Here is a 13,033-nt window from a genome sequence, read left to right on the forward strand (position 1 = left end):
AAGAAATGGTATTAGTTGTATTGGCACCAAGGGTTTCCGGCTAAGGTGCGATTCAAATATCCTTCATGCAATTGTCTACTTCCTACGGTTTAGCGATTCATACTGCCAGTCCAGAGTTGGGGCTTGCTATCAGCAACGTTGCTGGAGATAGCCGTTCCCAGGTTTGGGATCTGGGACGAGATTTATCAACCCATCTGCATGTTCACCTGGCAGAGTTTCTCAAACCCCAACGCTGGTCTGATCTGGCATTGATTGCCGTTGCCAGGGGACCGGGAGGCTTCACAGGTACTCGAATCGGAGTGGTCACCGCTCGAACCCTGGCACAGCAATTAGACATTCCCCTGTTTGCGATTTCCACCCTGGAGGCGATCGCCTGGTCAACCGTCAACCAGCTACCCCAACCATCAGACATCGCTTTACAGATGCCTGCCCAGCGAGGAGAACTTTTCACTGCTATCTATCAACCCTTTTCCAATGGGTTAGGGCTGAAATCCCTATTATCCGATGGGGTAATGAATCCAGCAGATTGGCAACAAACTCTAGAGGATTGGACAAGTCCCTACCATCTGGTTGAAGTCAACGGTGAACTGGGAGATTCCGTGACCAGCCTGCTGGAACTGGCTCATCTTTCCTGGCAACATGGAAACCGCCCCCACTGGTCAGAGGCACTGCCATTTTATGGGCAGCATCCGGTGGAGAAGGGGTGAGGAGTTGAGAGTTGAGAGTTGAGAATTGAGAGTGACCAATGACCAATGACCAATGACTAACAACCCCCGACTCCTCACTTCTCTCCCTTCTTACTGGCGGCTGGTTTGGGGCTAAATGACTCTAATTGATCCTGGCGTAACCAGACATTCGGAGTTGGGACGATACCCCACTTGACAAGAGCATAGTCGCCACTCAGATCTACGACTTCGCCAGGAGTTTCAAAAATATAGGGAGAATAGCGAGTATCACTGGCTTTCGCTTCCAGACTGTTTTCCAGCTTTTCCTTGACAGCCTTTACCAGATCGCCGCGTTTAATTGCCATAGTTTTGAGGTGCTACTAATGAATTCCTTTATGAATTGTAAGGGAGAGCAGGAGTTAGAAGGCAGAAGCCAAAGGCTAAAGATTTTTGGGATTGCTAACAAGGAACATAAACATAAACTTAGATCCCCGGCTTCTTAACTGCATTGCTGACGAGCTTTGTAAACCTCTCTTAGAAGCCGGGGATCTCGGCTACCAAGTTGCACCTCACTTTCATTAAGTTATCCATCCCCACAACTGCCGCCACTATCTCCACCGCAGCCACCGCCATCACTCCAGTTTCCATGCCCGTTGCTCCAGTATCCGCCATCACTAAAGAATCCATGAATGTAGGGAGCTTTTGTCCGGTAGCAGTGTCTTTACAGAAATAGCTGCATCCTGGGGACTGCCACAACTGCCACAGCCCCCAAAGATACAAAAAGCGCACCTAGGAGGCTACTACTGCTCAATACTGGATTATGGTCCTTAGTTTCCACTGCCATACCCAATAAAATCAGCACCGCCAGAAATGCACCTATTCCTACAATCCTTTGTTGAGGAGTTAAAGCGAATATCCAAGCAAGAAGTACTAGAGCGGGCAGAATCCATTGAGGGGAATGATTTAGGACTGCCAAACCTACAGCAAACAAAATGAAGAGAACAAAGGTTACTTTACCAATCCTTGAAGGCTGTTTTGGCGTAGGATCCGATTGATTATCTGAGTCCATTGCTGAAACTCCTGATAGCTGCTGGATAAACATTTCTACCTATTCTGGCATACAAAAATAAATGAGATTTTTAGGAGTTGACTTCGGCTGGACTACAGGAGCCAGCGGACTCTGTTGCCTGGAGTGGCAAAAGGACAGGCTGGAGCTACTCGACTTACAGCGGCAGGTAGCCATTACCGATGTGCTTGCCTGGATCGATACCTGGGCACCTGACCCCGAACCTGCCCTGGTTGCGGTCGATGCTCCAACTCTGATCCCCAACCTGACCGGAATGCGGCTCCCCGATCGCCTCGCCCACAAATACTTTGGTCGCTACCATGCGGGTTGCTACCCGGCTAACCTGGGCAGTCGTTTTGCTGAACGCACCCTTGGCTTTGGTTTAAGCCTGGAAGCACGGGGATTTCACCACGCTCCCCTGATGGAACCCAAGCAGCCCGGTCGCTATCAGATCGAAGCCTTCCCCCATCCAGCGATCGTCCATCTGTTTGGGCTGGAGCGAATTTTGAAGTACAAAAAAGGAACCTTAGCGGAACGGCGGGTAGAGTTAGCAAAACTCAGAACCTACATCTGCGATCGCCTTCCCCTCCTGGAACCCAGCCTGGACCTTGCCCGGAGCCAAATCGTCCTACCAGAGATCCCCCTCAAAGGAACCGCCCTCAAGGCACTGGAAGACCAGCTAGACAGCATCATCTGCGCCTACATCGCTGCCCACTGGTGGTACTGGGGACTAAAGCGAAACCAGGTTCTGGGCGATCGGACGGAAGGGTATATCGTGGTGCCGCTAGGGAGGGACTCCCAGACCTCCGAGGTTTTGAAAACCTCGGAGGTCTAAGCCCCAACTATCAATTCTCAACTTACCCTAATAGACTGACTCCTACCAAAACCAGCCATGCCACGATCGCCCCTCCACTTCCACCGACTAAAAAGCCATTGGCAAACTGAGTCCAGCCGCCGGAGGTTTTGAAGGCGGCAGGTACGTTACTGGCTATAGGAATGGGGGGATTGCTAAGGGCATAGAGCCATAAGCCAAGGGTGCAAATGCCAATCAGCACGATCGCACAAAGCAGCCCTACAGAGTTGGCGATCGCACTTTCCCGCAGCGGACCCAACCGGGCAAACGGACCAACTAACCAGTAGCCATGCGCCATGCCCACTTCCACACCCCGTTGCAGAGGTGATAATCCTTTACGATAAGCAGGCAGTAGATTGAGATAGGTGGTTACCAGTGCCGAAGCATTGATTGGGGTAGCCAGATTTCCCACCCAGCGATCGCCAGATCCATGAACCACTTCTCGGTTCCTGGGACCGCTTGAACGGACTTTAATGTCTTTGTCTTGCATAAATCATTCAATTTAATAAGTTTTACGAAGCCAGTACATTCAGGTAGATCTGAACCACTGATTCAAAACCTTGGCTGTATTAGGGCTTCCATCCAATTAGCGGTCACCTGCTATATGTTACAAAAAATAAATCGCAGCTACCCTACGGTAACTGCGAATTTCTAGTTAACAGGAACGATTTCCATTGAACGCTGACCAGGGTAAGCCTGCAAGCGTCTGAGAAAACCCCTAGGGCATGGGGTGGAACAGAATATCGGGGAAGAAACGGTTGAACTCAATCAAAATGCCAGCCGTAATGGTTAACCAGATCGCGGTAATCACCGGAGCGGTGGAAAGATACTTAACGAAATACTGCATGGAAGACTCTCCAAAATTGCCTTAGAACATCGGATGAATTAACGGACCGAGATAGGAATCTCATCGTCCTTAGCGGTCAATTCGCCAGTGGTGAACTCTTTGAGCGCGGCAAGGGGCCACACAACACCACCAAGGGCACATTGAATTGCCAGAGGAACATCAATAATGATTTCCTTCTCTTCTGGATTACTCGTCTTCTTAGCAGCCTGGATATAGGAGCGACCAGCCCAACCAATCCACCCTGCAATCAGCAGAAAGAGTAGACTGGGAATGACAAATTCGCCCAGGTGAGCGTAGTCAGGGTCTACAACCAGGTGGGGCAGACCTTCTTGACCACACTGCAAATCGCCATAAGCCTGAGCGCGACGTGCTGCCGTTGCGCTTGTCGATGACTTCATCCGTTGCTGAAAAGCAGGGGACTCTTTACAGGGGACGAGGACAGGACCAGTGGGAGCGGCATTAGCGGAAGACATTGGAGCGACGCTAAACCAGAGGGAGATGGCAAGAATTAGAGCAAACAATCGTCTCATGGAATTGTTTCCCTTTGTTACAGAACAAAAAACTTCATGTATCAAGACAGAGAGGATTTACAGAAAGCAAAGCGATCGCCATTAAGCAGCGTTCTTCTGCTTTCAGCAAAACCAATTGATTTTAAGCTACAAGAAGTGACTATACCCCAAAAATTACCAGGAAATGGCTACCATCCTTGCAATTGAAACAAGTTGTGACGAAACGGCGGTGGCGATTGTTAAAAATCGTCACGTTTTGAGTAATATTGTTTCGTCTCAGATTCCGCTGCATCGACGTTATGGCGGAATTGTGCCAGAAGTCGCTTCTCGCCAGCATGTGGAGACGTTGAATGGAGCAGTGACCGAGGCATTTGAGGAGGCGAACTTAGGCTGGTCTGACATTGATGGGATCGCGGCGACCTGTGCCCCAGGTCTGGTGGGTGCCCTGCTGGTGGGTCTGACCGCTGCCAAAACCCTGGCACTGCTACATCAAAAGCCCTTGATTGGCATACATCATCTGGAAGGGCACATCTATGCCTCTTACCTGACCGCACCGGATTTGCAGCCTCCGTTCCTCTGTCTGCTGGTTTCCGGCGGTCATACCAGTTTGATCTATGTCAAAGATTGTGGTCATTACGAGATTCTGGGGCAGACCCGCGATGATGCTGCCGGGGAAGCGTTTGACAAAGTGGCTCGCTTGATGGGGTTGGGCTACCCCGGTGGACCCATCATCGACCAACTGGCAACCCAGGGAAGCCCCAGGGCTTTTCCGCTGCCAGAAGGTCAGGTGTCGTTACCAGACGGTGGCTTCCACCGCTATGATTCCAGCTTTAGCGGCTTAAAGACCGCCGTTTTGCGGCTGACTCAAAAACTTCAAGAGAGCGACCAGCCTTTGCCTGTGGCAGACCTGGCTGCCAGCTTTCAGGAGACGGTTGCTAGAGCACTAACGAAACGAGCGATCGCCTGCGCCCTGGACTATGGACTCGACACAATTGCCATCGGTGGTGGTGTCGCGGCAAACAGTGGCTTACGTCAACATCTCCAGAAAGCGGCTGAAGCTCACAACCTGCGGGTTCTCTTTCCACCCCTCAAGTTCTGCACCGACAATGCCGCCATGATTGCCTGCGCCGCCGCCGACCACCTGGAGCGGGGACACACCTCACCCCTGACCCTGGGTGCCCAGTCTCGCATGGCAATTTCAGATGTGATGCAGCTTTACAATTTACCTGAAATCTCGCTCGGCTGAACCTGAAGATGCCTGATAAGCTGTACTTAGTTGAATAGAACTGAGTTAAGTCTAAAACCTTTGCTAAGTCCTCCAAATTTTTCCATGAATGCCTTACTTTAGTGTCATTAAGTTTAAGAAGTAGAGCCAACATATATGGATAACAATGAGATTGCTGTTAGGCTGCGTAAATACTCAGCTACTAAATATCAATCGCTCAAAAATTGAAGATCCTGCTCCGCTGCGATCGCATCCTCGCAAACCGCGATTAACTCACCAAATCTCACCACCCATCGGTCAGATTGTCCCAATCTATCCAGGGTTTGTCTTCGGAGTTCGGGATTTTCCGTATGAACGTTTCTAGCTTTGCCTAGAGCTAGAAGATAAGCTTCACGTAGTCTTTTAATCTCCTCAAGCCATGCGAAGGCATCCACACAGGGGGTTTTGATAAAACCTTTCCCAAATTACTTCAAATTGCGGAGCCTTCAGCCCAAAGTCTTTCAGCATTTGAAACATCGGCAAATCTTCGTCGTAGATTGCCGTTCGTTTGGTTGGACCAATAATGTCAAGCGCCATACAGGAACCAGGATTTTCCTATCTCTAAAACATTATTGATGTAATCGACTAGAATCTATGTTCTCTCCTTCAAACCATTGACCGGCAAGGATTAAGCGGATTTTTTCAGCCACTGCATCAGGCTGTTCCACCATTGCCATGTGTCCGCAATTCGGAATTTCTATCACGTTTGCCCCCCACGTCTGAAATAGGGAATGAAAACTTGCCAGGTGACGGACATATTTCGGTTCCATAATCGGATCTTGCTCCCCAGCCATGAAGTAAACCGGCTGCTTCAGACGGGAAACAATCTGGGGTAGACGATGAACCTCGGCTTCGGTGGTTGAATCCAACAGCGCTCCCAGAGCAGCTTCCGGATGGGCAGTAACAAAATCAAGCAGACGTTGCTTGCCCCACGGGCGAGCGATCGCTCGTGCCACACTTGCCCTCGTAAACAGTAAGTCCAGCAATGGCACATAGCGCAACCAGCGTGGTCGCCATTTGACCAACTGCTGCCCCGCTGCCCGAAACCGCTCAAATTCTTCTTTTAGATAGATCCCTCCACCCGCATTTAAGCAAATGACCCCTTGAACCACTTCAGGCGATTGATCTGCTGCCCACAGGGCAATACTACCTCCCAGGGAATGTCCAACCAGCCATGCCCGCTGAATCCCTAGCTGCTTCAGCATCAGCACCACATCGGAGGCATAGGCAGACAAACTGTAGCGACTGCAAGACGGCTGAACCTCTGAGCTTAAGGCAACTTGGGAGCAACCAAATCCCCGTAAGTCGTAGGACAGACATTGATATTCGGTTGACAACCGCTCAATCAAAGGTTGCCAGTAACAGCGGCTTAGAAGCCACCCGTGGATAAAGACTAAAACATTGGTCGAAGTGGTCGGCTCTGTTAGATCGTAGGCGTGTGAAACGCCCGTAATATCAATGGTTGGCATAGCTCTATGCTAACCTGCGCGAAGGGGATAGGCGGTTGTTGGCTATGAGTCAGTGGTCAGTGGTCAGTGAGTAGTCTTTATAGATGACAAAGGACGAATGACAAAGGACATTTCACTTTCAACTAAAACCGTCTCCCCAAAAGTCTCTGCTTCACTCCTTCTGCAATCTTCTGTCCCAGATATTCTGGGATTAAACTTTCGTTGGGTCCCAGTAGATACAAGATAAGACGGGTACGACCTCGCCAGACCAGCAGGTTTGCATTAACGACCAGCAAATCCTCCTGCCATATGGCATACATCACCTTATAAAACAAACCCGGCTGGTTGTCGGCTTCAATCAGCAAGGCTGGCAGGTGAAACACCGGGTCAACGTAAAACTCTGTCTCAACTTGCTCCAACCCGGCATCTAGATTGAACTCGACTGCCAGCATTTCCTCCACTTCAAATCGTCCTGCCAGAGCTTCCCGAATTGCCCGACAGACGTTTTCCGCCGTCTTTTCAGTTAATGCCTTGCCACTACGAGACACAATCAGCTTAATGAACACCAGCATCGGCGGGTAAATCTGCCCGTACAGGCTCAGGCTGTGGATCGTCAGCCCATAGGCAGCCAGAACCCCAAAAATATCGCTGAGCAGAAAAGATTGGTTGCGGTAAGCAAAGTGGAGCGCGCTTTTGCTGCCTTCTTGCTTCAGTTCAATCACTGCCTGCTTGGTTCGATACAGGTGGTATGCCAACCTCAGATTTTGCAGTTGAATCTCACTGCTAACAAACTGCTCATAAAACTGGGGAAACGCCCGATTGAAGCGTTTTAATAACTCCAGTGTCGATGACTTCAAGCCTAGAGCCATAATCAGGAACTCATGTCGTCAATTTTGAAAGATGGGTGGTAAAGAATGGATGGTCAGTGCTAAAAACTATCCCAGTTGACCTCTTTTATACCGCTTACTGCTTCAAATGCCACGCTTAAATTTGGGTCGCCGGAGAATGGATTGGTATTTCAGAGCAGCGAAGAAGAGGTAGAGCAGAATATACTATCTAGTACTGTGATCCAACTTCTACTACCTTAACCACGGTTGCATGGGTTTTTGGAAAAGCCTGTTTAGTAGTTCTGATGTTCCTGGGGTGTCTAAGACATTACAGGTCGAATCTTACGTTAGCGATGCGGCTAGCGATCGCGCTAGTTCGCGGATATTTTTTAGTACTGATAGAGAAATTGACCTCTACGAGCTTGAAGAACTGTGTGATGCGGTGGGGTGGTCCCGTCGCCCTCTGCGAAAAGTTAAAAAAGCGATTCAGCACAGCTTTTTGGTTGTTTCAATGTGGGAACAACGGGGAACTCAACGTCGCTTAATTGGCTTCTCACGCGCAACCTCAGATCACGCCTTCAATGCCACTATCTGGGATGTAGTAGTCCACCCAGACTTCCAGGGTAAAGGCTTGGGCAAAGCATTGATGAGGCAAGTTATCAAAAAGCTGCGGAGTGAAGATATTAGCAACATTACTCTATTTGCAGACCCTCAAGTTGTGGAATTTTACCGAAATCTAGGATTTATGTCTGACCCAGAGGGTATTAAAGGCATGTTTTGGTATCCCGATTAAGGCAGTGGCAGGTTATACTAGCTGGGTAAACGTTAACGGGATGTAGCGCAGCTTGGTAGCGCGCCTGCTTTGGGAGCAGGATGCCGCAGGTTCAAATCCTGTCATCCCGATTTTCAGAAATCGGTAAACCCTAGAGCTAGTCAAGGTTCTAGGGCTTTTTAATGGCTGTGTCGGTGATCTTATCTTTTCAAATATTGGGGATATTGAACCACCCATGATTAAGCAAATCAACAGGCTTGGAGACTTTGCCCTCTTTACCGGAGTAGGACGCAAAACGCTAATGGGCATGGGTATAGTTAGACGCCTATCGTCGCGCAATCAGTTCTCCAACAGGCACACTAAACCCTGGTAAAACCAGTTGAGTCATTGCCGATTGTTGCTCGTTTAATAGTGATTGCGATTGCTCGGTCACAATCATCAGCCAGCGGCTCTCTGGAAAAATCAGCCACACTTCCTGGGCACTCGATTCTAGATACTCGCGAACTTTGGTAAAAACTTCTTCTGCTTCATCGATAGGAGAAATGATTTCAGCAATGAGTGGAAAACTTTGAGGTAATACTTTGAAGTCTCCAAATTGTTGGACGAGATCGGGAGGGAGATAAGCAACGTCAGGACAACGAACTCGCCCAACGGTGCGGCAAGCCGTTTCCGTATACACTTCCCCACCCTGACCACTGGAGAGCAAATGACTTCGCCAATAGTAGGCTAATCGTGCTTGAATTCGCCCTGTTTTTGCTGTCATCTCAGATTTTTCGATTAACGCCTCATCCACCCACTCGACTCGATCCAGCGGATTTTCTAGAAATACTTCCAGTGACATTGTTTTAGATGCGGCTGCAATGACCATCAGCTTTTTCCAGCTCAGTTCTACCCCTATTCTAGGACAGCGTCACATGACCGAAGATTACCTGCCCCTGGCATACCTCAATGCCTGGGAGTATTGTCCCCGCCGTTTCTATTTGGAATACGTCTTAGGAAAAATGGAAGACAACGAACATATTATTCTTGGACAACATTTACATCGCAACATCAATCAAGAAGAAACTATTTCAGATGGAGACATCCAAATTCACCAACAACAATGGGTCTGGAGCGATCGCCTGCCAGACACCAACCCTGCCAACAAACGTCGAACTCGTTTTCTCTGGCTACGGCAAATGGACTCAATGTAGTCTTTTCGAGTGTTTTTTAACGACTGTGCAGTTTACTAAATTGCAAATTCAGTTTGGAAAAGCTGGTTAAATCCGATGATGACTCGATTCGGATTATGTTTTGGATGCTGAAGCGGTAAAACGAACCATTACCTATGGATCAGAAAAACCTCGCCAGACCCCTAATCCCGTTCAACGGGACTGAAACCAAAAAAGAAAAATGGATTACAACCTGGAGAATCTAGTACTGACAGGGGAAAATCTATCTGCCATTCCTGCCCCTAACACCCAACACCTTTCCCCCCACCAAACCTACGCCGCTTACTACCAATCACGACCGGATTGTAGGATATTCAATCAGAACAGGACCTTCTGGAATAAACCGAGCTTGATAATTTGTTTTCTTATTCTTCCCACGCAAACTCCCAATTGGGATGCGGCGCTTAAGCGGCTCTAGCCCTTGCACCTCCCAAAACACTGCCCAGGTTGGGGGATCGGCAGCCGTCGATTCAGGACGATAAATTGATTTACCTGGATAGCGACCTCGACGAGAACCCACATAGCCAAGGTACAATCCTCTCCAGGTTACCTCCGGGTTTAAGGGTTGCTCCCCTTTGGCATGAGAGGCATAGATAAAGACATCGATCGCCTTTCCACCCCGCAGCTTTTCGACCTCGCCAAACACTTCAAAGTCCATGCTGCCAAGAGCCACTTTGGGCACATGGTCGGGTGGCAGATCGTCAGAGTCCAGTTGAGCGGCGATTGCCTCCACCCCAGAAATTAAGTGCATCTCTGGGACAGGAACAAGGATCGCAAAGGCATGAGTCTTTTGCATGAAATGAACACCGTTGAACAAAAAGTCGGCTTTTCTAGCCTACTAGTACTCTGTCAAATTTAATTTGACTGATAGCGAATACCCAGGAAGTTAATGATGGCTAAATTTTGACGGGTCGTAGACCTCAAAACTTTCCTGACGGCACACCAGGGACGTGGCATTATCAGCGATCGGCAAGTTGGCACGGAGGTCCCATTCCTGAGGCTAGGCTCATTCTTGTAAAGTTTTAGCGGTGCAACGACCATACACCGTATTGTTACAAACAGTGGACGAGGTCGCAATGTTCAGGGCTTCTGCTCCACACCGTTAACTGAACACCAATTTAAATTGCGATCGCGACCCATTGAACCCCTCCCTACCTTCCGTTGGCTCTAGCGTCAGCGGCGCGAAGCGCGGGAGGTGCCGCAGGCGGTGGGGTCATTTGTAGCAATAACCGTTTGAATCGGTATGACATCCAGGGAAAAATGTATTCTCAAACACTCTTAAAGCCAGACGGACGCCACCTGACTCTATACAGCCGACACCCCATTCCCGCAGGTATAGTCGCTCCCAGTCCAGGCAAAGATCCGATTCGGGCAAACCCTCACCTGCGCTGGAATCCGCTGCGGGGCGAGTGGGTGGCTTATGCCAGTCATCGCCAGGGGCGAACGTTTATGCCGCCCGCAGCGTATAACCCGTTAGCGCCTACCAAAGACCCTCAGTTTCCAACCGAACTGCCAGCAGGAGACTATGACATTGCCGTGTTTGATAATCGGTTTCCGTCCTTAATTCCCTCTGCGCCAGATGCCCCTCCAGCCATCGTTGATACCTTGCCAGCCAATGGAGCCTGTGAGGTGGTGGTGTTTACCCAGGACCCGCAGGCTTCCCTAAGTTCCTTACCCTTGGATCATTTACAATTGCTGCTTCAAGTCTGGGGCGATCGCACCCGCAACCTGAGTCAGCAGCCCCAAATTCAGTACATCCTACCGTTTGAAAATAAAGGGGTTGAGGTGGGTGTTACATTGCACCATCCTCATGGGCAGATTTATGCCTATCCCTTTGTCCCCCCAGTTCCCGCCCGTATGGGGGCGTGCCAGCTTCAGTACTACCAGCAACATCAACGGGGGTTGCTGCACGATTTAATTCAGCAAGAGATTGAAGATAATCAGCGAATTGTGTACCGGGATGAGTGGGCGATCGCCTTTGTCCCAGTCTGTGCCCGTTATCCCTATGAAGTGTGGATTGCCCCCATTCAACCCGTCGCCACGTTTCTAGATTTGACCCCAGCCCAGCAAGCCGGACTTGCCAGGGCACTCAAAACTGTGACATTAAAGTATGACGGACTGTGGCATCGTCCCTTCCCCTACCTGATGGCATGGTTTCAAGCGCCCGTCAACAGCGCCCCCCATCCCGAATGGCACCTCCACGCCGAGGTTTATCCTCCTTACCGCACCTCCGACAAACTTAAATACTTAGCTGGAACCGAACTGGCAGCCGGAATGTTTGCCAACGATGCCTTACCCGAAGAGAAAGCAAAAGAATTGCAGGCAGTCCCCGTGGAACTGGGGTAGTGAAACGGCACCAGGTTCCCCTACATTGGAATTGCAGCACGGCTCTGTGCTTGCCGCTGGAGCGGTCACTACAACGGTTTGCACCTGGGTAAAGTACACCCTTGAAAAGGGCTATATTTTGGAGCAGGCAAGTGGATTTTCAGCAGATTTTTAATGCCACCCCTGAGGTTGAGGCAACTGCACCGGGACGAGTGAATTTATTAGGCGAACACACCGACTACAACGAGGGGTTTGTCTTACCCATTGCCATTCCCCAGCAGACAACCGTTTGCATTGGGTATAGTCCCAACGATCGCCACCATTTTTACTCCGCTGAATTAGAAGAACGGATTGACGTTAACCCGGCTGAATCTACCCCGCCAGGATTTGCCCGCTATGTTGATGGCTGCATTCGGGTGTTAGAGCAAGCAGGTCATCCCATTCCCCCCATCAATTTGTTTGTGACTTCTTGCGTGCCAATCGGCTCAGGGTTATCGAGTAGTGCAGCCCTGGAAGTGGCAACCTTACGGGGATTGAGATCGCTCCTCAAGCTTGACCTGGATGATGTAAGAATTGCTCAACTGGGACAAAAAGCAGAGATTCAATACGCCGGAGTCAATTGTGGCATTCTTGACCAGATGGCTTGTAGTCTGGCAGATACGGAACACATGCTATTTCTCGATACCCGTACCCTCGCTCGTCAGATGCTTTCCTTGCCAGCCGGGGCAGAAATTGTCGTGATGGATAGCGGTGTGGCGCGATCACTGGTTAGCAGTGGTTACAATCTGCGACGGGCAGAGTGCGAGGAAGCCGCACGCCAGTTAGGTGTCCAGGCATTGCGAGATATTAGAGATCCTCAAATGGCAGAATCCTTACCCGAACCGATTCGCCGCCGCGCCCGACATGTGATCACTGAAAATAACCGGGTATTGCAGGTGTTAGAAGGCATTTCGGCTGCAACCTTTGGCGAATTAATCAACGCTTCCCACCTTAGCCTGCGCGATGACTACGAGGTTTCGGTTCCGGCTCTCGATCAGTTGGTGGAGATTTTGCAAACCACACCGGATGTCTTTGGGGCACGCTTAACCGGAGCCGGATTTGGGGGGGCTTGTGTAGCCTTAGTCAAAACTGGAACAGGGAAAGCGATCGCAGAAACGGTTCTCAACCAATACAACAACGCTGGCTATCAAGGACATATCCTAGTGGATTAAAAAACTTGTTGAGCAATCAAGCAAAGGGATTGGAG

General features: G+C 49.9%; 19 protein-coding genes, 1 tRNA gene and 1 pseudogene. 10 read left to right on the forward strand and 11 right to left on the reverse strand.

What is annotated here, in order from left to right:
- The first annotated feature begins 65 nt into the window (after nt 1-65).
- Entirely contained in the window at nt 66-707 is a 642-nt protein-coding gene (gene tsaB / locus AC1S52_RS30125) for a tRNA (adenosine(37)-N6)-threonylcarbamoyltransferase complex dimerization subunit type 1 TsaB (protein ID WP_482032742.1), read from the forward strand.
- Nucleotides 708-781: 74 nt separating this feature from the next.
- Here the strand turns inward: tsaB and ndhO are convergent, their stop codons facing one another.
- From ndhO to AC1S52_RS30140, 3 genes are all read right to left on the reverse strand, one after another.
- Nucleotides 782-1,030, reverse strand: coding sequence for an NAD(P)H-quinone oxidoreductase subunit O (gene ndhO, locus AC1S52_RS30130; protein ID WP_482032743.1), 249 nt, complete (start codon nt 1,028-1,030; stop codon nt 782-784).
- A gap of 169 nt (nt 1,031-1,199) precedes the next feature.
- Nucleotides 1,200-1,352 (reverse strand): hypothetical protein, encoded by a 153-nt coding sequence (locus AC1S52_RS30135; RefSeq protein ID WP_482032744.1) that lies wholly within the window; start codon nt 1,350-1,352, stop codon nt 1,200-1,202.
- A gap of 34 nt (nt 1,353-1,386) precedes the next feature.
- The gene (locus AC1S52_RS30140) at nt 1,387-1,767 is read right to left on the reverse strand and encodes a hypothetical protein (protein WP_482032745.1); all 381 of its coding nucleotides are present in this window, start codon (nt 1,765-1,767) and stop codon (nt 1,387-1,389) included.
- A 28-nt stretch (nt 1,768-1,795) separates the two neighbouring features.
- Between AC1S52_RS30140 and AC1S52_RS30145 the strand changes: the two genes are divergently transcribed.
- Nucleotides 1,796-2,566 carry a DUF429 domain-containing protein gene (locus AC1S52_RS30145; RefSeq protein WP_482032746.1) on the forward strand — a complete coding sequence of 257 codons (771 nt, stop codon included), beginning with the start codon at nt 1,796-1,798 and terminating at the stop codon, nt 2,564-2,566.
- Nucleotides 2,567-2,588: 22 nt separating this feature from the next.
- Here the strand turns inward: AC1S52_RS30145 and AC1S52_RS30150 are convergent, their stop codons facing one another.
- The 3 genes from AC1S52_RS30150 to AC1S52_RS30160 form a co-directional block, all read right to left on the reverse strand.
- On the reverse strand, nt 2,589-3,074 hold the full coding sequence (locus tag AC1S52_RS30150) for a photosystem I reaction center subunit XI (RefSeq protein WP_482032747.1): 486 nt from the start codon (nt 3,072-3,074) through the stop codon (nt 2,589-2,591).
- Nucleotides 3,075-3,302: 228 nt separating this feature from the next.
- Nucleotides 3,303-3,431: a photosystem I reaction center subunit IX gene (gene psaJ / locus AC1S52_RS30155; RefSeq protein WP_482032748.1), complete on the reverse strand. Its 129-nt coding sequence runs from the start codon at nt 3,429-3,431 to the stop codon at nt 3,303-3,305.
- Between the two features lie 38 nt (nt 3,432-3,469).
- Entirely contained in the window at nt 3,470-3,961 is a 492-nt protein-coding gene (locus AC1S52_RS30160; RefSeq protein WP_482032749.1) for a Photosystem I reaction center subunit III, read from the reverse strand.
- 163 nt (nt 3,962-4,124) lie between these two features.
- Between AC1S52_RS30160 and tsaD the strand changes: the two genes are divergently transcribed.
- A complete protein-coding gene (tsaD, locus tag AC1S52_RS30165; protein WP_482032750.1) occupies nt 4,125-5,186 on the forward strand; it encodes a tRNA (adenosine(37)-N6)-threonylcarbamoyltransferase complex transferase subunit TsaD in 1,062 nt (353 codons plus the stop codon).
- Nucleotides 5,187-5,576: 390 nt separating this feature from the next.
- Here tsaD and AC1S52_RS30170 read toward each other — a convergent pair whose 3' ends face one another.
- The 3 genes from AC1S52_RS30170 to AC1S52_RS30180 form a co-directional block, all read right to left on the reverse strand.
- Nucleotides 5,577-5,741 carry a hypothetical protein gene (locus tag AC1S52_RS30170; protein ID WP_482032751.1) on the reverse strand — a complete coding sequence of 55 codons (165 nt, stop codon included), beginning with the start codon at nt 5,739-5,741 and terminating at the stop codon, nt 5,577-5,579.
- A gap of 32 nt (nt 5,742-5,773) precedes the next feature.
- Nucleotides 5,774-6,673 carry an alpha/beta fold hydrolase gene (locus AC1S52_RS30175; protein ID WP_482032752.1) on the reverse strand — a complete coding sequence of 300 codons (900 nt, stop codon included), beginning with the start codon at nt 6,671-6,673 and terminating at the stop codon, nt 5,774-5,776.
- Nucleotides 6,674-6,795: 122 nt separating this feature from the next.
- Nucleotides 6,796-7,521: an ACT domain-containing protein gene (locus AC1S52_RS30180; protein ID WP_223047624.1), complete on the reverse strand. Its 726-nt coding sequence runs from the start codon at nt 7,519-7,521 to the stop codon at nt 6,796-6,798.
- A gap of 229 nt (nt 7,522-7,750) precedes the next feature.
- Here AC1S52_RS30180 and AC1S52_RS30185 point away from each other — a divergent pair, with 229 nt between their 5' ends.
- The 3 genes and pseudogenes from AC1S52_RS30185 to AC1S52_RS30195 all read left to right on the forward strand — a co-directional run.
- Entirely contained in the window at nt 7,751-8,272 is a 522-nt protein-coding gene (locus AC1S52_RS30185; RefSeq protein WP_482032753.1) for a GNAT family N-acetyltransferase, read from the forward strand.
- 36 nt (nt 8,273-8,308) lie between these two features.
- Nucleotides 8,309-8,382, forward strand: a tRNA-Pro gene (locus AC1S52_RS30190).
- Nucleotides 8,383-8,444: 62 nt separating this feature from the next.
- Nucleotides 8,445-8,624: pseudogene (locus AC1S52_RS30195) on the forward strand (hypothetical protein); the annotation flags it as partial.
- On the opposite strand, the gene AC1S52_RS30200 reads toward AC1S52_RS30195, so the two are convergent.
- Complete coding sequence (locus tag AC1S52_RS30200; RefSeq protein WP_482032754.1) at nt 8,577-9,119, reverse strand: Uma2 family endonuclease; 543 nt, start codon at nt 9,117-9,119, stop codon at nt 8,577-8,579. The pseudogene AC1S52_RS30195 and the gene AC1S52_RS30200 sit on opposite strands and share 48 nt — an antisense overlap.
- Between AC1S52_RS30200 and AC1S52_RS30205 the strand changes: the two genes are divergently transcribed.
- Nucleotides 9,112-9,444: a CRISPR-associated protein Cas4 gene (locus AC1S52_RS30205; protein ID WP_482032755.1), complete on the forward strand. Its 333-nt coding sequence runs from the start codon at nt 9,112-9,114 to the stop codon at nt 9,442-9,444. The two genes, AC1S52_RS30200 and AC1S52_RS30205, sit on opposite strands and share 8 nt — an antisense overlap.
- Nucleotides 9,445-9,754: 310 nt before the next feature.
- Here the strand turns inward: AC1S52_RS30205 and AC1S52_RS30210 are convergent, their stop codons facing one another.
- Nucleotides 9,755-10,258, reverse strand: coding sequence for a hypothetical protein (locus tag AC1S52_RS30210; protein ID WP_482032756.1), 504 nt, complete (start codon nt 10,256-10,258; stop codon nt 9,755-9,757).
- A gap of 365 nt (nt 10,259-10,623) precedes the next feature.
- On the opposite strand from AC1S52_RS30210, the gene galT reads away from it, so the two are divergent.
- Genes galT through galK form a run of 3 tightly spaced genes read left to right on the forward strand, consistent with a single transcriptional unit; the run spans nt 10,624 to nt 12,998 of the window.
- Nucleotides 10,624-11,808: a galactose-1-phosphate uridylyltransferase gene (gene galT, locus AC1S52_RS30215; RefSeq protein WP_482032757.1), complete on the forward strand. Its 1,185-nt coding sequence runs from the start codon at nt 10,624-10,626 to the stop codon at nt 11,806-11,808.
- Nucleotides 11,809-11,833: 25 nt separating this feature from the next.
- Entirely contained in the window at nt 11,834-11,962 is a 129-nt protein-coding gene (locus AC1S52_RS30220) for a hypothetical protein (RefSeq protein ID WP_482032758.1), read from the forward strand.
- Complete coding sequence (gene galK / locus AC1S52_RS30225) at nt 11,940-12,998, forward strand: galactokinase (RefSeq protein WP_482032759.1); 1,059 nt, start codon at nt 11,940-11,942, stop codon at nt 12,996-12,998. The genes AC1S52_RS30220 and galK overlap by 23 nt, the downstream gene beginning before the upstream one ends.
- Nucleotides 12,999-13,033 lie beyond the last annotated feature (35 nt).

The sequence above is a fragment of the Kovacikia sp. CALU 1929 genome (assembly GCF_056784235.1).